The following is a 20,739-nucleotide window of genomic DNA, read 5'->3' as shown; positions in this document are numbered from 1 at the left end:
CAGTGCAGTGGAACCCCGTTCGAACCCGGACCGCATTGCCTCGATCAGCTGGTGGGGGTCCTTCTCGAGGTCGAGCTGTGTCTCGGCAGGAGAGTGTCAGTCAGCTTGTGCGGCGGTGTTGTTGCGCGGAGGGGCAGGTCTGCAACGCCTCGTGGCAGGAGGGCAGAACTGCCTCGATCACTTCCAGAGTGCGTTCGGCGATGTCGCTGCGGTCGTGCAGGACCCAGGAGATGTGCTGGGTGCCGAAAATGGCGGAGACGATGACCCGGGCGAGGGCTCGGGGGGAGTGGGGTGCTGCAGCTCCCCCTGCTCGTCGGCCTCCTCCAGCCACGCGCACGTCAATTTCGTGTAGTTCTGGAAGGGCACGGGGAGTTCGACCCCGATCAGTGCGCGTTCGATCTGAAGTCGGGCGCCGCCTGCATCACGGTGTCGTCCCGCAATGCGAGCGCGGTTCGGGTCAGTAGCTCGGCCACGGAGGCGAGGGGCGAGAGCCCGAGTTCCTCCACGTCTCGGGCGATGGCGGGCAACCGCTCGTAGAACTCGGTGGTGACGGCGAGTGCGAGTGCACCGATCGCCGCCGATATCGGCGCGCAGCACCTGCTGTGCACCCGTCCCGAGGTGCGCGCGGGATCCTCAGCGGGCGCATCGTCGGTAGTCCGGTCATCGCCGAAGGCAAACGGGCTGCGGTGCAAGCCATGTTGCGCCGCTATCCGCACATCAGGCCGGCCAACTGCCAGGGTTACGGCGACCATGTCTCCGACCTGCCGATGCTGGCGCAGGTGGGACACGCCACTGTTATGGGAGGCGACGCGCAACTCCTCGCCGCTCTGCCCGGGGCGCGCACTATTCCGGTGCACTGAGTGGCGCCCCTTCGCATGCCCGCCGCGCAGAACCTTCCCTCGACGTGGCTTCGGAGTCCTCGTCCTGGAGCGCAACCGCGTCGACGGACGACCGTGGCACCAACTGCCAGATGTCCGTCCACTCGTCCGGGTGCGCATCGAGCTCGCATTCCGCGGTCGTGTAGTAGACGCTGCAGATCAGCGTGAGCAGCAGGCGGCTCAGAACTTCGGGAGACCGGGAGCGACTCAGGTCCCCACGCTCCTGCGCCTGGCGGATCAGGCCCGGCAGAGCCCGGCTCAAGTCCTCGACCACCGGGGGGAGTCGCTGCTCGGCACGCGCGTATTCCGCCATCAGGTGGAAGCCGGCCCGGAACCGCAGATCTGCCCGCAAGCGGCTCACCAGGGCGAGGATGAGGTCGGAGAGTGCTCCCTCCGCTGCCGGACCGGCCGTTTCCGCCCCTTGGAGCAACTCGCCCCAGGTCCGTTCGAAGGGTGCTGTCAGCGCAGCCGCCAGCGCCTCCTTGGAGGGGAAATGGTCATATTGATCATTTCAGAATGAGGTTCGGAGTCGTCGCAAGCAGATGATGCTGCAGGCGAGTCGGAGCAGTCCGAGGTGGAGGTCGGCGCGTATCTCGTAGCGGGTCCGCAGGCGTTTGAACTGGTGGAGCCAGGCGAAGGTGCGCTCGACGACCCACCTGGTCTTGCCCAGGCCGGTTCCGTGGGCGGTGCCCTGCGGGCGATCTTCGGCGTGATGCCGCGAGCGCGGAGGAGTCGTCGGTGCTTGTCGCAGGCGCCGCCAGCACGTCACCCCGCTGCAGCCGATCGTCTCGGTCGGCACATCCACCCAGGTCACACCCGTGCGCAAGGCGTAGACGATCCCGCGCAGAGCCGCACGGTCATCCACCGGCAGGCGGCCCGGATACCGCCGACGCCGCGGCGGACGAGGAGGGAGCAGCGGCGCGACACGTTCCCACAGATCATCAGGCACAAGATCATCCGACACCTGGACCACTCTGCCGCCACCGGATCCGATCGCCAAGCCCTCACACCGAACTCATCCCGAAAAAATCAGTGAAGGGTGTCCGCGCCTTTGTCAAATGCCTCCCTGTGTCGTTCGACTTCGGGCAGGTGGTCGGCGGTCCAGGAGCGCAGGATCGAAAAGGGCTCCTCAAGCGTGCGGCCCAGCGGTGTGATCCGGTACTCCACAGCAACGGGGCGTTGCGTCAGTACCCGGCGCTCGACGAGGCCGTTGCGTTCCAACCGTCGCAGTGCCTGCGTCAGCGATTTTTGAGTGACCCCATCGAGCTCTCTCTTGAGCTCGTTGAAGCGTCGCGGCTGCCGGCACAACGCGGCCAGCAGCAGATGACCCCACTTGTCCAGCAGCTGATCCAGGAGCTCGCGCTGCGGGCCAACGATGGTCTCGTGACCGGCCCGATCTTCGCGGATACCAGGTTTCTTTGAAGTACCTGCCATGTACCAGGTATACCAGAGATACCGGCAACCCAAAGGAATCCCATGACCGAACAGTCCCTGCCCAGCCTCAATCTCAAGCGCCGGGACGGAGTGCTATGGGTCTCGATTGATGTTCCGCCCGTCAACCTGATGACGGCGCAGCTCATGCTCGACCTGGACGCCGTCGCTGCATCGGCCGAGAATGATCCCGATCTGCACGTCATCGTGGTCCAGAGCGCTAATCCGGAGTTCTTCCTGGCGCACGGCGACCTGTCATTCGTGGAGGACCCCGCGACCTACGCCGCCCTCCCGGTCGCGGAGGAGACGCTTGTCGGGACGGGCCCGATGATGCGGCTTCATGAACGCTGGCGGCGTCTGCCTCAGACCACCATCGCCAAGGTCGCGGGACTCGCCCGTGGCGGTGGAGCCGAGCTGGTCTCCAGCCTGGATCTGCGCTTCGCGGCCCTCGAGACTGCGGCGTTCGGCCAGTTCGAGGCACTGATCGGCATCGTCCCTGGAGCCGGTGCAACTGCCCACCTGCCCCGCCTCGTGGGTCGCGCTCGCGCTCTCGAGATCGTGTTGACAGGCGGGCTCGTCGACGCGGCGACTGCCGAGCGGTGGGGTTGGGTGAACCGAGCTCTGCCCGCCGCAGAACTGGATGAATATGTTGAGTGGGTCGCACTGGCCATCGCGTCTCTGCCCGACGGTGTCCGCGCCGCGGCTATCGAAGCAATCGACGCGGCCGACGGCACGCTTGAGGACGCACTGCGCGCAGAAAACCGCCTGCTCGGCGAGACGTTCACTCCCGCGTCTGGAGAGCTTGCCCGGGCAGCGCTCGCGGCCGGGGTTCACACGCGCGAGGTGGAGCTGAACCTCGAAAAGGTGCTGCGCGCGAACCTCGTCCGACATTCGTAACGAATCGCCCTGCGCGGGTGGAGTGCAGAAGTTGTCCGTACGGTCCGTTTGGTAATTCGGGTCGAACGACCGTACGGGCCGCCTCCAACCCTGTGAAGCTGATTGTTTCGGGATGAGTTCGGTGTGAGGGCTTGGCGATCGGATCCGGTGGCGGCAGAGTGATCCAGGTGCCGGATGATCTTGTGCCTGATGATCTGTGGGAACGTATCGCTCCGCTGCTGCCGCCCCGGCCGCCGCGCCGTCATCGGTATCCCGGACGCCTGCCGGCGGACGACCGCGCGGCCCTGCGAGGCATCGTTTTAGGTACTGCGTAAGAACGTGAGCTGGAGAGATGTACCCGCCGAGCAGACCGGGTGCAGCGGCGTGACAGCGTGGCGGCGGTTGCGGGACTGGACCGAGGCCGGGGTGTGGTCCCGCCTGCACAAAGTGCTCCTGGCCGAGCTGCGCAAGGCAGGACTGCTGGACATGGACGACGCTGCGATCGACGGCTCACACGTTCGAGCCCTCAAAGGGGGCTCACACCGGGCCTTCGCCGGTCGACCGCGCACGGCCGGGCAGCGAACGCCACCTGATCGTCGACCGGCACGGCACCCCTCTCGCCGTCACCCTGACCGGCGGAAACAGGCACGACGTCACCCAGTTGACACCCCTACTGGACGCGATCCAGAGAGGGCCCCCTCGTCATACTGGCCTCACTCGCGACCCGTTGGAGATTGGCACCGGTGTACCCGTGCCGCACGAACTCCTTCGCTGCCGCGTCCAGCAACAACTTGTGCGTCCGGCGCGCTCTGTCTTGCTTGACCACGATGTCCCTTCGAGGTCTGGCGTACTAAACCGTCGTGGGGGGATATTTTCCCGTGGCGTGTCAGGTCACAAGCGAGCAGAAGGAGAGTTGGCCTATTCAGCCCCCTTCGCCACTTACCGTGCCCGTGTCAGGTTCGGGAGTGTCGACGTCTCAAAGTCGCACCGCGAAAGGCAGGCTCGCCACCACGTCGTGACCTCGGGCGTTACCGTCCAGGAGGGGCGACGACGTGCCCCGGAGTACCGAACCCGCCGCCCATGCTGGGGGACCGAGAGCGCTCATGCCCGCACACGGACCGAACTGGGATCCGCGCCCGCCACGGGCGTTGCCACCAGGGTCACGGTTTCCGCCAGGCCCGCAATCGTGCGAGGCATACCGCCGCCCGCTCACGCCTCTGACGGATTTCGCCCTGTGGAAGCGCCTCACCCCGGAGGGCGGCTGCCTGGTGATCGAGCTCGGCCCCAGTGAACCTGACACAGGACGGGCACTTGCGCTCCCCCGTGACGAGCCGGCATGGCGGGTAGGTCCCGCAAGCGAGGCGACGGGCCGGGGCTGCGGGGCGTTCTGTACGCGGGCGACGACCGGGGCGAGGTGTCCGCCTTCCGGATACTCAGCGAGCGACACTGCCACGGCATGGCCACCGCCCTCCTCGTGTACAGCGCCCCGTCCGACCACCCCGAACGCGCGACAGCGCTCGAAGAAGGATGTGGTCCATCGGGTACCCGGACCTGCGGAAGTGACGTCCTTGGTCACCTCCCTAGATGAGGCCCACAGCCGCTGGCAGTGAGGGGAGGCGCGCCGTGTGGGCGGATGTATCCATCGCAGCACGTCACGCCCGTCCGGCAGGCGTCATCGACCGCGTCCAGTCGCGCGGCCTCCTCGCTTTCGTCGGCATAGCCACAGCTCTCAACTGCCAACGCCGTCTCGCCAGGGGTGCAGTTTTTCAGCCTGTGCCCCGGTCTGCGGTTACAACCGCCTCGATGAGCCCGGGGAATCTGTGGTCCAGGTCTTCCTTTCGAAGGCGCATGTACAGCCTGTTCCCGGCGTCGCGCTGATACACCAGGCCGGCTTCGCGCAGCACCCGCCAGTGGTGGGTGCGGCTCGATTTGCTGACTGGTAGGCCGAAGGAGGCGCAGAGTCCTTCCTCCTCCGGCCACACAGCGAGTTCAGCGATGACTCGACGCCGGTTCTCATCAGCAAGTGCAAGGAGCACCGGCCCCGCTTCGAGGTCGTCAACGCCAGGGTGCGACAGATCGCTTGATGCCATCTTTCAACCTCTCGATAAGCTACGGCTGGTGACGTACCTTCGGACTTGCGAACCACTCGCCGTCCAATCGGTTCGAGGAGTACAGCGCCGAGCAGTGGTTCGGCGTGTACCCCGCGCTCACGCCGCCCGGTTGAGCCAGGCGGCTGCTCTGGCGGCCTCTCATGCCGTATCTGTCGGCCCGCTGTCCTGGGCCATAGGCCGGCAGGGGCTTCCGCCCCGGGCGAGCGTCCGGGCTCGGGCAGGACAACAACACCGACATAACCATCGACATGGCGTGGTCGGTGGTCTGAAGGGTCTGGCGATGCGATGGCAGACCTCCGGGGCGGTCGGGTCGCTGCTGCAGACCGACAGGGGCCGGTGCTCCGCTCGGGCTTCGTGCTGACGGCGACGGCGGCGAGGAAGGCCAGCGCGAGCATGGCCAGGGTGATGCGCGTGATGCGGCGGTGCCTGGAGGGCCAGTGGTTCACCGGTGCTGGTCACCGGTTGCGGTGGATCAGCAGGCACCGGTTCTCGTCCGCTCCGGTCTGCACCCATACCTGTCTGCGTGGTGCCTGCCTGCGTGGCATCCGGTCACGCAGACTCCGCGAAAACCCGTTAGGCGGGCGAGGGCGGCCACTGCTACATTGCCGGAGGCCGTAGGAGAGATCGAGGAGGTGGTACCCGTGAACGCAGTATCGACATGGGTGCTCCCCTCCGGGGCCACGGTCGGGCGATAGACAGGTCGTCCGGGAGCGCCGTTCCAGTGCACTCCCGAAAGGCACGACCATGCATTTCACTTCCGGGCACCGCCTCGACGACGGCGTCACCGAACGCGAATTCACCCTCGGTGAGGTCCCCGGCATCCTGTGGACACCCGCATCGGCATCCGCAACCGCACCGGCGCCGCTGATCCTGCTCGGCCACCCTCCCCTCGGCTTGCGCAAGATGTACCCCCGACTGGTGGCCCGGGCCCGACACTCCGCGGCGGACGGCTTCGCCACGGCCACCATCGAGCTCCCCGGAAGCGGCGACCGGCCCCGCTGGCCCGCCGCCGAGCAGGCCCGAGCCGACCTACGCCGGGCGATGGAGGCCGGCGAGCCGGTCAGCGACGAGATCGTCGACGCCCTCGTCCTCCCGTTGGTGGAAAGGGCCGTCCCGGAATGGCAGGCCGCCCTGGACGCCGTCCTTTCGCTCCCCGAGATCGGCGGCCCGGTCGGGTACTCGGGAGGAGTGATCTCCATCGGTATCCGGCTGGCGGTGGTCGAGCCGCGTATCTCGGCCGCCGTTCTGTTCGCCGGGAGTTTCTTGCCTCGCACCATCTTCGAGGAGGCCCGGCAGGTCACCATTCCACTGCACGTCCTGCTGCAGTGGGACGACGAAGGCAACGACCGGCAGGCGGCTCTGGACCTGTTCGACGCCTTCGGCTCCGAGGAGAAGTCCCTGCACGCCCATCTCGGCGGGCACACCGGCGTCCCGCAGTTCGCGGGGGACGCCGCGGCCCAGTTCTTCACCCGACATCTGAAGTGAGACCAGACCGTCAGACCGGCAGCAGACGGTAGCTGATGTCGGTCGGCATGCCGCTCATCGAGGACAGGTTCCGGCCCTCCGCAGCTCTCTACACCGTGGGCCCCTGCTGAACTCCCGGCAGGGGCTCGTGGTGCCTGCGGTCATGAACTGCTCGATTCATGCAGAGCTTCCGCGTGCTGCCCGCACTCGGGCTCCGGCTCAACTTCTGTCCTGTCCCGCTCTGTAGCCGTTGATCTTCGCGCCGGCCCTGCGGCACGAGGCTGGTGCGCCGGTGGCAGCGGGTCCGAGACGGCATGCCTTGCGTACCCGGACGATCCGCGGCGTCCTCGTCGTCCCGGCCTTCGTTCGGTGTCGGGCGGTGCTGCGCTGGCTGAGAGGGGGCTGTGGCGGTCCGGGTGGCTGCCGCGAGCCGGGGAGTGGCCGGTGCTCGGCCAGGGTCAGGCCGGGCAGATCACCACGCCCCACCACGGGCGCCGGCCATGGTCACCGATTCGCGCTTCTCGGGCGTGATCGCCATCGGGCACGCCTCCGGGAGCTTTGCGACGGGCTCCCGGTTCTATTCCGAATCCGAGCGGATGCATTCAATGAGGTAGTCGCCGGTCTCGGGGTCGATGGTGACGCCGTGGGCTTCGCTGTGGAAGCCGGGGAAGGACCGGTCGAAGGCTTCCAGGGCCTGCAGGTAGCGAAGGAGGGGCCCGTCCGGGGTGCCGATGGCTTCGCCGGGCATGAGTACCGGGATCCCCGGGGGAGTGACGGTGACCATCGCGGCGGCGACGTGGCCGGCGGCGTCCGCGAGACGCAGGCGCTGCGTGCCCTGGCGGATGAGCTGCTGGTAGCAGTGCTGCGGCGGGGCGACCGGTCGCGGAAGCTGCTGGAAGGCGGCGTCGAGTGCGGTGATGAGTTCAGCGCGGGTGAGGTGCTCGTGCATGTCCTGGCACAGGGCGCGAAGCGTGGTACCGGCATAGCGGCGGTGGAACTGCCCGGTGAGTTCGGGCAGGACGCGGTGGAGTGGAGCGTCACTGTCGTACAGGACTTTGAAGTCCATGAGTGCGTCCATGAGGGTGCCCCATTTACCCTTGGTGATGCCCATGGAGAACAGCACGAGGGTGCTGTAGGTGTCGGTCTTCTCCACGACGATGCCGCGGGTGGCCAGGTAGGCGGTCAGGATGCGGGCGGGGATGCCCCACTCGCCCGTCTCGCCGGTGGCACTGACGCCCGGGCAGGTGACCGTCACCTTGACCGGGTCCAGCATGCAGTGGCCCTCGCTGAGGCCGGAGAAGCCGTGCCACTGGGCGTCCGGTTCGAGGTACCAGCAACTGGGCTCGCGCGTCAGCAGCGCGGGAGAGGCGTCGGCGAACGCGCTGCGTTCGCCGGTGGCAGGGTCGGTGACGGAGTCGGGTTGCCAGATCCCGAAGAACCAGGCCGGACGGTCATCGGCGGCCGCGATACGCCGGCCGGTACGCACGACCGCCTGGCGGAAGCGGACCGCTTCGGTGATGGCCTCCTCGATCAGCCACTCTCCCTGCGGGCCGTCCATCATGGCGGTCGCCACGTCCAGTGACGCGATCGCCGGATAGAGCGGCGAGGTCGTGCCGTGCATCATGAAGGTCTCGTTGAACCGCTCGTGTTCCACCGGGGCCCTCGGTGCGGACTTCACATGCACCATCGCCGTTTGCGACAGGGCCGCCAGGAGCTTGTGCGTCGACTGCGTCGCGAAGACCGTGGGGCGCAGTGGCCCGTCGAAGGTGTCAGGCCCCACGGCCATCCCGTAGCGGCCGGCGTAGAGGGGATGGAAGCGGGCGTAGGCGAACCACGCCTCGTCGAAGTGCAGACGAGGGGTGCTGGGCGCCATCGCGCGGGCCACCTGCACAGCGTCGTAGCACAGACCGTCATAGGTCGAATTCGTCAGCACGGCGTACGTCGCCTCGCAGGACACGGCTCCCTCCGACAGCGGGTGGCCCGCGATCCGGGCCGCTACCGCCGAGGAGCTGATCTCGGCCGGTGGCAGCGGTCCGGCCAGGCCGTAGCCGTTGCGAGTCGGCACCAGGTACACCGGCCGGGCACCGGAGATGACCAGGCCGTGCAGGACCGACTTGTGACAGTTGCGGTCCACCAGGGCGATCTCGTCGCGGGCCACGCTGTAGTGGCCCACCATCCGGTCAGCGGTGGAATCACCGTGCAGGACGAAGTACGTACGATCGGCGCCGAAAACCCGAGCCGCATTGCGCTCCGCCTCGCCGATGGGACCGCTGTGCTCGAAGAGCGAACCGAGCTCTCCTACGGAAATCGACAGATCGCTGCGGAAGAGCCGCTCGCCGTAGTAGTCGAAGAACGCTCGTCCGGCCGCGGACTTCAAGAACGCCACACCGCCCGCGTGGGCGGGCGTGTGCCAGGAGTACTCGTGCGCGTCCTCGAACTGCTGCAGCGCTTTGAAGAACGGCGGCAGCACGTCCTTGCGGTAGGCGCGTGCGGCGGCTGCAACGCGACCGGCGATGAAGGCGGGCGTGTCCTCCAAGGCCCAGATGTAGCCGATGACCGTCTCCGACACCCACAGGGGCAGTCCGTCGAGGGCGTGGTCCGACTCGTCCGCCATCACCAGGAAGACCGGAAGATCCTTGAAACGCCGCTCGATCTGCCGCAGTACCGCGGCTCCGCCTCCCTCGGTGCCCGCATCACCTCGAAGGTCCCAGGCGACCACAGCCGCTGAGAGTCCGGTTTCGGTGTGCATGACCGCGCGCGCCTCTCGCACGTCGCGAGCCCACCGCAGCGCAAGGCCCCGATTCTCCAACTCCTTCCCGATCCGCCGCAGTTGCTCACCGTCGGCACCGCCGCCGAGCGGGTCTTCGCGCATTGCCAGAAGGATTACCCCGTCGGTCATGTCGTCCGCCTCTGCCCGAGTCTCCGAAGTGTCCGCACACAGTCTTCAGCCAACTCACCATCGTTTTCCGTCCAACGGCCTCTGTTCACCCTCACGAGGCAGCTTCCAGCGATCTGGTTCTCGACAGCAGGGCACAGGCCGCCCGCGAACCCACCACCCGGGGCGGTGAGCTCCCGGTACTCGGCGTCGTGGACGATCACCTGGCTGATCGCTCCGGCCCCCCTGTTCTGTCTCCTCCATGACCTGGGCCCCGAAATCCGTAGCCGGGCCGCTTACCTGCTGGCCTGGTTCCCTGAGGAAGGCGTCCGCAGCATCCCCGAGCTCCTCGTCCAGCTGGACCGCGAAACCGATCCCCGGGCCGCCGCCACTGCCTTGGTGGCGGCCGGGCTCGTCGGCGATCACGCCCTCGTGGACCGCCTGCGGCCCTGGCTCACCGCCTCGGCTCCGCTGGTGCGATGGGGCGCCGCCACCGCACCGGCCCGCCTGGTGACGGCCGGCCCAGCCACGACCCTCGGCGAGGACGGCCTGGTGTCCCAGGTGGTCGCGGAGCTGACGCGAGCCGCCGCGGCGCCGATGTCCGCACCGGGCGTCGACTTCAACGACGGCAACCTCCGCGGATACGCCGCTCGCTCACTCGCGCTGCTCGCCACCCACGCGCCCGATGCCACATGTCCGTGAGCATCGAGGGCATCGCCGACTTGTCCGACCACCAGGCCGGTGACGTCGTCGCACAGCTCCGGCAGCCTCGCTCGGGGTCGGCCGACGGGTCGAGTTCGAGCATCTGATTCGTCCATCCGGGCCAAGTGCCGCGCTCAGGCACGAGGATGTCCGTGCGTTCGGCCACCGCGGACCTGCATTCACCGCCCGAGAATTCTCCCTGGCGGTGCACCTCGAGATCGGCGGTGTCCTCCATGTTGCGGCCCACTCGTGCGGCCTGCCCTCGTGCCACCAGACCCAGGCCGGGTCATCGGGCAAGAGGTCGGGGCTTCCGAGTCCGGCGTGGCGCAGGAACGCGGTGACGTCGTGGTCGTCGTAGGTGATGCCAAGGATGTGCGTGTCGGCGGGGCTACGTACGGACACGCGGCGACCACCGCCCTGGCCGAGGTGGTGGACGGAGACTGGCGGGTTCATCCACGGTGCGTCCAGGCGCAGGTTCTGCGTCACCGGCCGGTGCGGATGGAGCATCCTTCGACTGCCTGCGGGAGCATGGCTCGCGGGAGACATCATGCAGCGACCCTCCCGTGGGGAGGCCGGGAGGGGCTGCAGACCCCGCCTCTCCCAGGACGGGCAGGCGGGGCCGTCGCAGGAACCCGATCTCGGGGGTGGTCCGGGGTTCCACGCGGGATTCAGCATGGCACCGGAATCAGCCAGATGGCAGAGGCGTGACCGGAAACAATTGACGGAATAGGAGCTCTGGGGCGGCATCGCCCTGCTCCGGCCCCCGGGAACAGGGACGGCCCGGGATGAAACCGACGTTCCGGGGTCCCGACCGCGGACGGCTGGCAGGCGCTGCTGGAGCGTGTCACCGCCACCGCCCGTCCCACCGCTCGTCGGCGCACAGGGCACCATCCGCTGATGTGGGTCGTCGGAGCCGTCCCGACCGCAGTGATGGTGTCCAACGGGATCGGCCTGCTCGACGGGCCGCACAGCCTGCCTTCGCGACCATGCCTCCCCTCGCCACGGCAGGTCAGGGCCCTGCCCGGACGATCCGCGGCGGGCCTCACCGTCCCGCATCCGCTCGGCGTCGGGCGGCGCTGCGCCGGCCCGGAGAGGGCTGCGGGGGCCAGGGTGGCCGCAGCGAGACGAGGGCGGCCGGTGTCCCTACAGCTGTTTGTGAAGGTCGGGCACCGAGTGTGTGCGTGTCTCCGCTGTGCGGGAGTGTGCGGATGTTTCAGGGGTACGGAGGACGATCCCGCAACGGCGTTTCAGGGAAGTAGGTGTATGGATCTGGCTGGGCAGGACGAGGGCCGGCAGCCGCTGGAGGGACGTACGCTGTCGGTCTCCGCCACGTTCGAGGGCAGCGAGAAGATTGCTGTGGCTCGGGACATGGCCTGTGAGTTTTTGATGTCTCTGCAGGCTGAACACGGGCTGTCGGTGTCACAGCGGGCGATGGACACGGTCCAGCTGGTGGTGAGCGAGCTGGTGACCAACGCCCGCAAGTACGCCCCAGGCGCGTGTCAGCTGACGTTGGAGGTGCGCGGGGGCGCGGTGGAGGTGACGGTGTGGGACAGCGACATGACACTGCCGTCGATTCCGGCGCCGGATCCGGCCCGGATCGGCCAGCACGGGCTGGAGATCGTCAAGGCGGTGTGCCGCAGCTTCGAGGCGCATCGCGAACCGGGCGGCAAACGCATCAGGGCGGCCGTCGTTCTTGCCGACGGCCCGGGCGACGATGCGGCCGGCCACCAAGTGATGTGATCTCAAGCCTGGGTGCGGGCGGCGGCCGACTGCACCAGTCCCATATCACCCGGCCCCGGCCATTGACCGGGACCGGGCCATTCCGGGCTCTGCCGGAGACCTCGGGTCAGGCCACCGGACGGATCCGATCGCCGGTCTTCTCCCGGAGCGCTGCTTCCAGCCGATCGCGGGCCTCGGTCTGGGCGGCGATCCGTTCGTTCAGGACCTCCAGCCGTTCCAGCGCGACACGCAGGCCCTTGCCCGAGGGCGGTGAGGCAGCCACATCGCCGTCCAGGCATGGCAGGAACACGCTCACGTCGTCCAGGGTGAGTCCGGCGGCCAGCAGGTAGCGGATGTTGCGGACCCGCACCGTGGCCTGCTCTTCGTAGACGCGGTAGCCGTTGGACGCCCGCTCGGATGAGATCAACCCGGCCTGTTCGTAGTGCCGCAGTGCACGAGCAGTCGTCCCGGTCGCCCTGGCCAGCTCACCGATCCGCACCCGCCCCACCTCCCAGACCACTCCTATCACGCCACGACCGCTCCGCCGTCGACCGGGAGCACCACTCCGGTGACGAACGATGCGACCGGTGCGGCAAGCTGGGTGATCGCCCAGGCCACCTCCTCGGGGCGGCCGATTCGAGCCAGCGGGGTGTGCGCCAGCTGCCACTTCCGCACTGCGGCCATTCTCTCCGGCGTCAGCCCCTGGTGCTCGCCTATGGGGGTGTCGATCGCCCCGGGGGCGACCGCCACCACCCGGACCCCGTGGGGTGCCAGCTCGACCGCCCAACTACGGGTCAGCAGTTCCAGTGCGGTCTTGGTCGCCGCGTAGACCGAGCTGCCGGGCCAAGCCCGCTGCCCCACCGACGTGCTGACATTGACGATCACTCCGCCCGACGCCTCCAGAAGCGGCAGCGCCGCCTGCGCCAGCAGGATGGGGGCGACGAGATTGGTGGCAAGCTGAACCGTGATCATCTCCGGCGTCAGTGTGCCAAGGGCGCCGCTGCGCACGATGCCGGCATTGTTGACCAGCACGTCCAATCGACCGTGCGTTTCCGACACGGCCTGGACGATCCGCTCGGGCTCATCCTCGGCGGTGATGTCGGCGGGCAGCGGTGTGATCCGGTCGTGCCCGGCCGCGGTCTCCTTGAGGGGTTCGCCTCGCCGTCCGATCGCGACCACATGGGCGCCCTCGGCGGCAAAGGCGCGGGCGGTAGCCCGGCCGATGCCGGTACCTGCTCCGGTGACAACGACGATCCTGGTGTCCTGCGCTGCGGTGCTGTTCATGCCGGTCATCGTGCAACCCTGCCGCCAGCGGCAGGGTCAACTTCTCAGAGACGAGGGGAGCGTGCGGACCTTGGCGTGTGGGGTGGGCCTCAGCTCCTTCCGTAGTGCGGTGATCTCGTCGTGCTGGGCTGCGAGGCGGGGCAGATCTGTGGTCTGGAACTCCTTCGGAGCGACGAGTGTGCGTTGCCCGGGTCGGAGAACAGCAGTAGCGCCGACGCCGAACTCCAGGGCTTTCGCCTCGAGGACGCGCTCGACGCGTTGGTCGTCGATGACAGTGACCGGCCCGGCGTCGTGCCGTCCCCCGTTCCGGAGGACAGCCTCGAGACGATCGCCGAGCTCCTGGGCGTGTCCGCCGGAACGCGGCACAACCACACCTCCGACCTCAGGGGCTCCGAGCCGGGGCCTCCCGCGCCGCGCCCGCCCTACTCCTACAGGGGCATCGATGATCCCCGCGCCGAACTGGCGGTCAGGCTCGCCGGTCCGGCGCTGAATGCGGAGTGGCTCACCTGCTGCCGCAGGCGCAGCCGGCAGTCACCGGCGCGGCCTCGGCCGCTTCCTGCTCACCGGCGCAGCAGGCGTCGCCGCCGAGCGCGGCGTTCTTGCCCAGCTGGTCGGCATCAGCCTTGACGACGTAGACCTCCCACGGCTCCTTGCCGGGGCCGTGCACCCACACCTTGTCCTGGAGGGCGTAGCAGCAGGACGTGTCGTTCTCCTCGAACGTTGCGAGCCCCGCGTCCTTGAGCCGGGTCGTGGCGGCGGTGACCTCGTCGGTGGTGTCGACCTCGACGCCGAGGTGGTCCAGGCGGGTCTCCTGTCCCGGTTCGCCCTCGATGAGGACGAGCTTGAGCGGCGGCGTGGTGATCGCGAAGTTCGCATAGCCGGGGCGACGCTTGGCGGGCTCGACACCGAACAGCTTGGAGTAGAAGTCGACCGACGCTTCGAGGTCGGCGACGTTGAGCGCGAGCTGGGCACGTGACATGACGGTCTCCCCGATCGGGTTGTATTGATGTCTGTCGATTCAAGCTTGCGCCGTGGATCGAAAAACGTCAACATAGAAGCATGTCGAATCAAGAGCTTGTGATACTCGGCCAGGACGGCGCCGACGGGTGTTGCCCGGGGTTGCTGACCGCTCCGCTGGACGAGGACCAGGCCGAAACGCTGGCGAAGGTGTTCAAGGCCCTGGGCGACCCGGTCCGGCTGCGGCTGCTGTCGATGATCGCCTCGCGTGCCGGCGGTGAGGTCTGCGTCTGCGATCTCACCCCGGCCTTCGACCTGTCCCAGCCGACGATCTCCCACCATCTCAAGCTGCTCAAACAGGCCGGACTCATCGACTCCGAACGGCGCGGAACGTGGGTGTACTACCGGCTGCTGCCGCAGATGACCGACCGCCTCGCCGCGCTCCTCACCCGGCCCGCCGGCCGGCCGCCGGCCGAACCCGCCCCTGCCGGAGCCACCTCATGAGCGCAGAAGCCACCACCACCGCGACGCCCGCGGGGCCGGTCGCCGGGCGGCTGTCGTTCCTCGACCGCTTCCTCGCCGTGTGGATCCTGATCGCGATGGCCGTCGGCCTCGGCCTGGGCCGCCTCGTCCCCGGCCTCGGGGACACGCTTGCGAAGGTCACCGTCACCGGGGTGTCCTTGCCGATCGCGCTCGGTCTGCTCGTGATGATGTACCCGGTGCTCGCCAAGGTCCGCTACGACCGGCTGGACACCGTCACCCGCGACCGGCGCCTGCTCATCCCGTCCCTGATCCTGAACTGGCTTGTCGGCCCGGCCTTGATGTTCACCCTCGCCTGGATCTTCCTGCCCGACCTGCCCGAGTACCGCACCGGGCTGATCATCGTCGGCCTGGCCCGCTGCATCGCCATGGTCATCATCTGGAACGACCTGGCCTGTGGCGACCGCGAGGCCGCCGCTGTCCTCGTCGCCGTCAACTCCGTCTTCCAGGTCGTCGCGTTCAGCCTGCTCGGCTGGTTCTACCTCTCCGTGCTGCCGGGTTGGCTGGGCCTGGAACAGACTGTCCTCGACGTGTCCGTATGGGAGATCGCCCGCTCCGTACTGGTTTTTCTGGGCATCCCGCTCCTGGCCGGGTTCCTGACCCGCCGCCTGGGTGAGAAGGCCAGGGGACGCACCTGGTACGAGACGAAGCTGATCCCGCGCATCGGGCCGTTCGCCCTGTACGGACTGCTCTTCACCATCGTGGTGCTCTTCGCCCTCCAGGGTGACGCCATCACCTCCCAGCCGCTCGACGTCGTACGGATCGCACTGCCGCTCCTGGTGTACTTCGCCGTGATGTGGGCCGGCTCCATGGCCGCCGGCCGCGCGGTCGGACTGGACTACCCCAAGGCGGCCACCCTGGCGTTCACCGCCGCGGGCAACAACTTCGAGCTGGCCATCGCGGTCGCCATCGCTACCTTCGGCGCCACCTCCGGCCAGGCCCTCGCCGGAGTCGTCGGGCCCCTCATCGAGGTACCGGTCCTGATCGGCCTGGTCTACGTCGCCCTCGCCGCCCGCCGCTTCTTCCCCCAGCCCACCCCGGCGGCCGGAGAGGCCGTCGCCCCGGAAGGTTCCGCCCGTGTCTGAGACCAAGCCGTCCGTGCTGTTCGTGTGCGTCCACAACGCCGGCCGCTCGCAGATGGCCGCCGCCTTCCTCACCCACCTCTCCAAGGGTCAGGTCGAGGTCCGCTCCGCCGGGTCCGCACCGACCGACACAGTCAACCCCGCCGCCGTACAGGCGATGGCGGAGGTCGGTATCGACCTGTCCACCCGAACGCCGAAGTTCCTGACCACCGAAGCCGTGCAGGCGTCCGACGTGGTTGTCACCATGGGCTGTGGCGACACGTGCCCCGTCTTCCCCGGCAAGACCTACCTCGACTGGACACTCGACGACCCCGCCGGCCACGGCGTCGAAGCCGTCCGCCCGATTCGGGACGAGGTCGAACAGCGCGTCCGCAGCCTGCTCGCCGACCTCCCACTCCATTGACACCTCCCCTGCGAGAACGACCGATGTGGTCCTGGCCGGCGCCCCACCGTCAGCAGCGATCAGGTGTACGCGCCGGCTAGCCCTTCAGCGCCCCCTGCACGACACCTTGGCTCGATACCGTGCGCCGGTATCAAGAAGCCGGACAGACGCGGGAGAAGCGAGACAGGCCCCCGCTCAAGGAGTGAACGGTGAACACGCCAGCGCCCCCGGCGGAAGGCCCCGAGCTGAAGCGTCGGCTGGGAGTCCTCGACGCTGTGGTGATCGGCCTCGGTTCCATGATCGGGGCGGGCGTCTTCGCCGTGCTCGCCCCGGCCGCCGGCGCGGCGGGGCCCGGGCTGCTGCTCGGCCTGGCGCTGGCGGCGGTGGTGGCGTACTGCAACGCGACGTCCTCCGCCCGGCTCGCCGCCCGCTACCCGGCCTCGGGCGGTACCTACGTCTACGGCCGTGAGCGCCTCGGCGACTTCTGGGGCTACCTGGCCGGATGGGCGTTCGTGGTGGGCAAGACCGCATCCTGTGCGGCGATGGCTCTGACGGTGGGCTCCTACGTGTGGCCGGGCCAGGCGCACGCGGTGGCGGTCGCCACGGTGGTGGCGCTGACGGCGGTCAGTTACCGGGGGACGCAGAAGTCCGCGCTCCTGACCCGGGGCATCGTCGCGATCGTGCTGGCGGTGCTCGCCGCGGTGGTGACCGCCTGCCTGGCCGGCGGGACGGCCGACACCGCGCGACTCGACATCGGTTCGGACGTGACCGTGGGTGGGGTACTCCAGGCCGCCGGGCTGCTGTTCTTCGCCTTCGCCGGGTACGCACGCATCGCGACCCTCGGCGAGGAAGTCCGCGACCCCGCCCGCACCATCCCGCGCGCCATCCCGATCGCCCTGGGCATCACCCTCATGGTGTACGCCGCCGTTGCCGTCACCGTCTTGGCCGTGCTCGGGCCGGAAAGACTGGGGCATGCCACCGCTCCGCTCGTCGACGCCGTCCGCGCCGCCGGTGTCCCCTCCCTGGCGCCGGTGGTACGCGTCGGGGCCGCCGTCGCCGCGCTGGGCTCCCTGCTGGCGTTGATCCTCGGCGTCTCGCGCACCACCCTGGCCATGGCCCGCGACCGGCACCTGCCGCACACCCTGGCCGCCGTTCACCCCCGCTTCCACGTCCCCTACCGTGCCGTACTCGCCGTCGGGGCCATCGTTGCCGTGCTCGCCGCGACCGTGGACGTGCGCGGAACGATCGGCTTCTCCTCCTTCGGCGTACTGGCGTACTACGCCATCGCCAATGCCGCAGCTTTCACCCTCACCCCCGCCGAGGGCCGCCCGCCGCGTGCGGTACCCGTCGTCGGCCTCATCGGCTGCACTGCTCTGGCCTTCGCCCTGCCACCGACAGCAGCCGCCTCCGGCGCGGTGGTCCTCGCCCTCGGCGCCGCCGTCCACGGCCTGCGCAAGACCATCAACCACCGCTGAGGCACTCCACGCTGGGAAGCGTGTGGGGCTGCGGCACCCGGGAGACGGTGTCGCAGCGCCGTCCCGTACGTGCGAAACGCTGACGCCGATCAGCGGTCGAGCAGCTGACTCGCCTTCTCCCACGCTGCACGGGCGCGCCAGGAGACATCGCGTACAGCACCTCGGGCTGGGCGGGTTGTGGTGCTGTGGCTTCCGGGAGGTGTGGGGGTGCCGTCCCGGAAGCCACAGGAGGGTTGGCGCTGTCCAGCGGCCGGGCAGGGCCGAGCGCGCAACCGCTGTCCACCTTGCCGTGCCGGGCCGGAGTCCGGGCGGTGCCGCGCGACCTGCCGGTAGGCGTTGTCACTGGACCGGCCCCGGACCTGTTACGCAGCACGGCGTGGGCCGGCTTCCGTACCGTGTGGGCGGCCCGTCAGGGGCTGTCGCCGGTCCGGTGGAGACGGCCCGGAGCGCAATGCGCGTAACGACCGGGAACTTTGGTGCGCGCAGCCATGCACGCGGCGCCCTGCCCGAACGCGTGGACCACCCAGCAGGCGCGGGAAACCGGCCGACTTCGGCCGCAGCGGTCGGCTCCTGCTCAGTAATCGGCCTTCCCGGCGTGAGGGTGCTCGAGAGGCCTGCCGTGGTCGGGCTCGGAGACGACGGTGGGGGCGGTGCTCTCGGTGAAGTAGTCGGCGTCCTTGGGGCGTGTGCGCGCGGACAACGCGCGGGGCGCGGGTTCGAGGTGCGGGATGTGTTTGGAGCAGTGCACATAAGCCTCGTGGACGCTGATCAGGGTCCACAGCACGGGCCTGCGGCCAGGGGCGGTGTCGGCCGGTATCCAGGGGTGGGCGCCACGCAGGTCGTGATCACCGACGAGCCCCGCGGAGCCGTTGACGTGCAGTCCGATGTGATCCTGGGTGAAATCCATGAACAGCAGTCCGATGTGCGGATTCTCGGTGATGTTGCCCGCGCTGGCGAGGACGCCGTTGCCACGGTACTCGGGGTAGGCAAGGGTCCGGTCGTCCAGAACGACGACGAAGCCGGGCGGACCGGCGCGGAAGGTGGCATCGCACTGCCCGCGGGCGTCCGCGGTGGAGAGGAAAACCATGGACTGGCGGTGGATGAAGTCGCGCATGGCCGCAGTGAGGTGCGCGTGAACCTGCCGGTCGTAGAAGGCGTCGGCCCGCTCCCGGCTACCCAGGTGGGCCTGCAGCTGGCGCTCTCCGTGCGAGGGGGTGGCATCGTGATGCGTCACAGGGGGTCGTTCTCCAGACCGGGTCGTGGGGGAGTGAGGGGGGCGGTGAGCACAGGGGTGTCGAGCGGGTCGTGATGGATGTGAGCCCGTGGTGTGCCCTGGCGCAGGAGGGTGTCAACGGCTGTGGTGACCATGACGGGCGGGCCGCAGAGAAAGGCCTCGTGCCGGTCCCAGGGCCCGAACTCGCGCAGGACCTGCGGGAGCGTGCCCTGCTGGCCGGGAATCTCCTGGTGGGAAACGCAGGCGCGGACAGTCAACCAGTAGTGGCGCTGGGCCATGCGCAGCATGTCATCGAGGCCGTAGAGCTCCTCGGCGGTGCGGGCCCCGACGAAGAGGTCGACGTATCGGCGCATTTCGTGAGTGGCTGCTTCCTCCAGCAAGGCGCGAATCGGTGCGAGGCCGGTACCGCCCGCCACACACACCAGATCACGGTCGCCTGCCGAAGCGAGCGTCATGTCGCCCTGCGGCGGCCCCAGTCGCACGACATGACCGGGCGTTCCGTGATACACCAACGCACTGCTCACCAGCCCATCGGGTACAGCCCGCACATGGAAGGTGAGGGTGCCATCCGAACGCGGCGGGTGGCAGGGGGAGTAGTGCCGCCAGGCACGAGGATGCCACGGGGTTTCCATGCTCACGTACTGCCCGGCCACGAAGGGGTAAGGCAGATCGGGGCGCACGGTGATCTCGGCGATCCCGTGCCCGCGGTACGCATGGTGGATGATCTGCGCCTCCCAGGTGGCCGGGCGCAGGCGCATGTCATCGGCCGCGGCCGCAATCATCACGTGGGCAGCGAGGGAGTACGAGCGGGTCCAGGCGGCGGCGACCTCGTCGTTCCAGGCCGGCCCCGCATAGCGGGCCACGGCGGCCAGCAGACATTCCCCCACCGCGGGGTAGTGGGCGTCCATGGTCCCGAACTTGCGGTGGTCGCGCCCCAGCCGGGAACAGAATTTGACAAGGTTGTCAACGTCGTCGACCAGGTCGATGATGCGCAGCAGCCCACGCAGCAGTCGATCACGCTGGACGTCCATGTTGTCGGGAAACAGGCTGCGGACCTCGGGATAACGGGCGAAGAGGATGGCGTAGAAGTACACCGTCAGCTCCGTGGCCTGCGGTGCGACCACCGTCAGGCTGGAGCGCACCAAGGAGACCTCCCGGCTCGTGGGCGGTATCGGCATCATCTCCAGTCACCGTCCGACGGCAGACGGAAAAGAACTGGGGCTCGCGCGGGAGACGGGTGGGGGGAGGAAGGGGCCGCGCCAGACGGCGGGGCGACCAGGTTGAACGGATGTGCAGACAAGAACGGCTTCGCAATCGTGAGGGGGCCTCAAACTCCGGCAGACCATGAGCAGTGAAGCGTGATCAGCTGACGCAACATTGTGCACGCCACGCCGTGAGGCCGAACGAGCACCCCTGGAACCCGCCGCCGGCATCATCGATGAGACAGGAAGCTCATGACGGTGAGGGCCCTGGCCCCGTTGTCGTACCAGTGCTCTGACCACATAGGTTCGACCACTTGGCTGTCGTGGCAGTCGGTTCCTCCGCGATTCTTCACGCCCACGCGCTGCGCCGGTCGGGCATCCCGATGCCGCACATCGCCCGTGGCGTGATCTGGCCGGTCCCGAGGGCAGCCGGCTCGTCGGTCGTAGACGGCCAGGCGTTCGGGGGCGGCTGCTGTGAGGCCGACGGGGCGGGGGGCGCCGCCGGCGCGGGGGCCGGGCAGCGAGGC

Annotated in this window: 21 protein-coding genes and 2 pseudogenes; 10 read left to right on the top strand and 13 right to left on the bottom strand. The window is 68.8% G+C overall.

The features are described 5' to 3' along the window. Positions 1-383 precede the first annotated feature (383 nt). Complete coding sequence (locus QFZ58_RS34410; protein ID WP_373428510.1) at positions 384-608, bottom strand: hypothetical protein; 225 nt, start codon at positions 606-608, stop codon at positions 384-386. Between QFZ58_RS34410 and QFZ58_RS34405 the strand changes: the two genes are divergently transcribed. Continuing rightward, positions 603-860, top strand: a complete 258-nt coding sequence (locus QFZ58_RS34405; protein ID WP_373428509.1) for a haloacid dehalogenase-like hydrolase — start codon at positions 603-605, stop codon at positions 858-860. The genes QFZ58_RS34410 and QFZ58_RS34405 overlap by 6 nt on opposite strands. Here QFZ58_RS34405 and QFZ58_RS03280 read toward each other — a convergent pair. The 3 genes and pseudogenes from QFZ58_RS03280 to QFZ58_RS03270 all read right to left on the bottom strand — a co-directional run bounded on the left by QFZ58_RS03280 (position 844) and on the right by QFZ58_RS03270 (position 2,312). Next, a complete protein-coding gene (locus QFZ58_RS03280; protein WP_307123374.1) occupies positions 844-1,239 on the bottom strand; it encodes a hypothetical protein in 396 nt (131 codons plus the stop codon). The two genes, QFZ58_RS34405 and QFZ58_RS03280, sit on opposite strands and share 17 nt — an antisense overlap. A gap of 150 nt (positions 1,240-1,389) precedes the next feature. Further along, positions 1,390-1,842, bottom strand: a pseudogene (locus QFZ58_RS03275) (transposase). Positions 1,843-1,907: 65 nt separating this feature from the next. After that, on the bottom strand, positions 1,908-2,312 hold the full coding sequence (locus tag QFZ58_RS03270; protein WP_307123373.1) for a helix-turn-helix domain-containing protein: 405 nt from the start codon (positions 2,310-2,312) through the stop codon (positions 1,908-1,910). A 42-nt stretch (positions 2,313-2,354) separates the two neighbouring features. On the opposite strand from QFZ58_RS03270, the gene QFZ58_RS03265 reads away from it, so the two are divergent. Continuing rightward, positions 2,355-3,206, top strand: coding sequence for an enoyl-CoA hydratase/isomerase family protein (locus tag QFZ58_RS03265; protein ID WP_307123372.1), 852 nt, complete (start codon positions 2,355-2,357; stop codon positions 3,204-3,206). 475 nt (positions 3,207-3,681) lie between these two features. Next, positions 3,682-3,816 (top strand): annotated as a pseudogene (locus QFZ58_RS34400) (IS5/IS1182 family transposase); the annotation flags it as partial. A gap of 39 nt (positions 3,817-3,855) precedes the next feature. Here QFZ58_RS34400 and QFZ58_RS34395 read toward each other — a convergent pair. Both QFZ58_RS34395 and QFZ58_RS03250 read right to left on the bottom strand, forming a co-directional pair. Next, positions 3,856-3,945 (bottom strand): hypothetical protein, encoded by a 90-nt coding sequence (locus tag QFZ58_RS34395; RefSeq protein WP_373428648.1) that lies wholly within the window; start codon positions 3,943-3,945, stop codon positions 3,856-3,858. A gap of 1,006 nt (positions 3,946-4,951) precedes the next feature. After that, positions 4,952-5,275 (bottom strand): helix-turn-helix transcriptional regulator, encoded by a 324-nt coding sequence (locus QFZ58_RS03250; protein ID WP_307123370.1) that lies wholly within the window; start codon positions 5,273-5,275, stop codon positions 4,952-4,954. 765 nt (positions 5,276-6,040) lie between these two features. On the opposite strand from QFZ58_RS03250, the gene QFZ58_RS03245 reads away from it, so the two are divergent. After that, the gene (locus QFZ58_RS03245) at positions 6,041-6,781 is read left to right on the top strand and encodes an alpha/beta hydrolase (protein WP_307123369.1); all 741 of its coding nucleotides are present in this window, start codon (positions 6,041-6,043) and stop codon (positions 6,779-6,781) included. 556 nt (positions 6,782-7,337) lie between these two features. Here the strand turns inward: QFZ58_RS03245 and QFZ58_RS03240 are convergent. Then, on the bottom strand, positions 7,338-9,659 hold the full coding sequence (locus QFZ58_RS03240) for an Orn/Lys/Arg decarboxylase N-terminal domain-containing protein (protein WP_307123368.1): 2,322 nt from the start codon (positions 9,657-9,659) through the stop codon (positions 7,338-7,340). Between the two features lie 165 nt (positions 9,660-9,824). Between QFZ58_RS03240 and QFZ58_RS03235 the strand changes: the two genes are divergently transcribed. Together QFZ58_RS03235 and QFZ58_RS03230 are read left to right on the top strand one after the other, a co-directional pair. Beyond that, entirely contained in the window at positions 9,825-10,337 is a 513-nt protein-coding gene (locus tag QFZ58_RS03235; RefSeq protein ID WP_307123367.1) for a hypothetical protein, read from the top strand. 1,263 nt (positions 10,338-11,600) lie between these two features. Next, positions 11,601-12,077: an ATP-binding protein gene (locus tag QFZ58_RS03230; RefSeq protein WP_307123366.1), complete on the top strand. Its 477-nt coding sequence runs from the start codon at positions 11,601-11,603 to the stop codon at positions 12,075-12,077. A gap of 106 nt (positions 12,078-12,183) precedes the next feature. Here QFZ58_RS03230 and QFZ58_RS03225 read toward each other — a convergent pair whose 3' ends face one another. From QFZ58_RS03225 to QFZ58_RS03210, 4 genes are all read right to left on the bottom strand, one after another. Further along, a complete protein-coding gene (locus tag QFZ58_RS03225) occupies positions 12,184-12,555 on the bottom strand; it encodes a MerR family transcriptional regulator (RefSeq protein WP_307123365.1) in 372 nt (123 codons plus the stop codon). 26 nt (positions 12,556-12,581) lie between these two features. Then, a complete protein-coding gene (locus tag QFZ58_RS03220) occupies positions 12,582-13,349 on the bottom strand; it encodes an SDR family NAD(P)-dependent oxidoreductase (RefSeq protein ID WP_307123364.1) in 768 nt (255 codons plus the stop codon). A gap of 27 nt (positions 13,350-13,376) precedes the next feature. Then, entirely contained in the window at positions 13,377-13,712 is a 336-nt protein-coding gene (locus tag QFZ58_RS03215; RefSeq protein ID WP_307123363.1) for a hypothetical protein, read from the bottom strand. Positions 13,713-13,842: 130 nt separating this feature from the next. Continuing rightward, a complete protein-coding gene (locus QFZ58_RS03210) occupies positions 13,843-14,319 on the bottom strand; it encodes an ArsI/CadI family heavy metal resistance metalloenzyme (RefSeq protein ID WP_307123362.1) in 477 nt (158 codons plus the stop codon). 80 nt (positions 14,320-14,399) lie between these two features. Here QFZ58_RS03210 and QFZ58_RS03205 point away from each other — a divergent pair, with 80 nt between their 5' ends. The 4 genes from QFZ58_RS03205 to QFZ58_RS03190 all read left to right on the top strand — a co-directional run bounded on the left by QFZ58_RS03205 (position 14,400) and on the right by QFZ58_RS03190 (position 17,776). Then, positions 14,400-14,801, top strand: coding sequence for a helix-turn-helix transcriptional regulator (locus tag QFZ58_RS03205; protein WP_307123361.1), 402 nt, complete (start codon positions 14,400-14,402; stop codon positions 14,799-14,801). After that, positions 14,798-15,922: an ACR3 family arsenite efflux transporter gene (arsB, locus tag QFZ58_RS03200; RefSeq protein WP_307123360.1), complete on the top strand. Its 1,125-nt coding sequence runs from the start codon at positions 14,798-14,800 to the stop codon at positions 15,920-15,922. Before QFZ58_RS03205 ends, arsB begins: the two co-directional genes overlap by 4 nt. Continuing rightward, entirely contained in the window at positions 15,915-16,322 is a 408-nt protein-coding gene (locus QFZ58_RS03195) for an arsenate reductase ArsC (protein WP_307123359.1), read from the top strand. The genes arsB and QFZ58_RS03195 overlap by 8 nt, the downstream gene beginning before the upstream one ends. Positions 16,323-16,510: 188 nt before the next feature. Further along, the gene (locus QFZ58_RS03190; protein WP_307123358.1) at positions 16,511-17,776 is read left to right on the top strand and encodes an APC family permease; all 1,266 of its coding nucleotides are present in this window, start codon (positions 16,511-16,513) and stop codon (positions 17,774-17,776) included. Positions 17,777-18,350: 574 nt separating this feature from the next. Here QFZ58_RS03190 and QFZ58_RS03185 read toward each other — a convergent pair. After that, a complete protein-coding gene (locus tag QFZ58_RS03185; RefSeq protein WP_307123357.1) occupies positions 18,351-19,010 on the bottom strand; it encodes a pyridoxamine 5'-phosphate oxidase family protein in 660 nt (219 codons plus the stop codon). Next, a complete protein-coding gene (locus tag QFZ58_RS03180) occupies positions 19,007-20,152 on the bottom strand; it encodes a globin domain-containing protein (protein ID WP_307123356.1) in 1,146 nt (381 codons plus the stop codon). Before QFZ58_RS03180 ends, QFZ58_RS03185 begins: the two co-directional genes overlap by 4 nt. Between the last annotated feature and the right edge of the window lie 587 nt (positions 20,153-20,739).

The sequence above is a fragment of the Streptomyces sp. B1I3 genome, assembly GCF_030816615.1.
In the GTDB taxonomy this organism is placed as follows: Bacteria; Actinomycetota; Actinomycetes; order Streptomycetales; family Streptomycetaceae; genus Streptomyces.
This window is presented reverse-complemented; position numbering and strand designations above follow the sequence as displayed.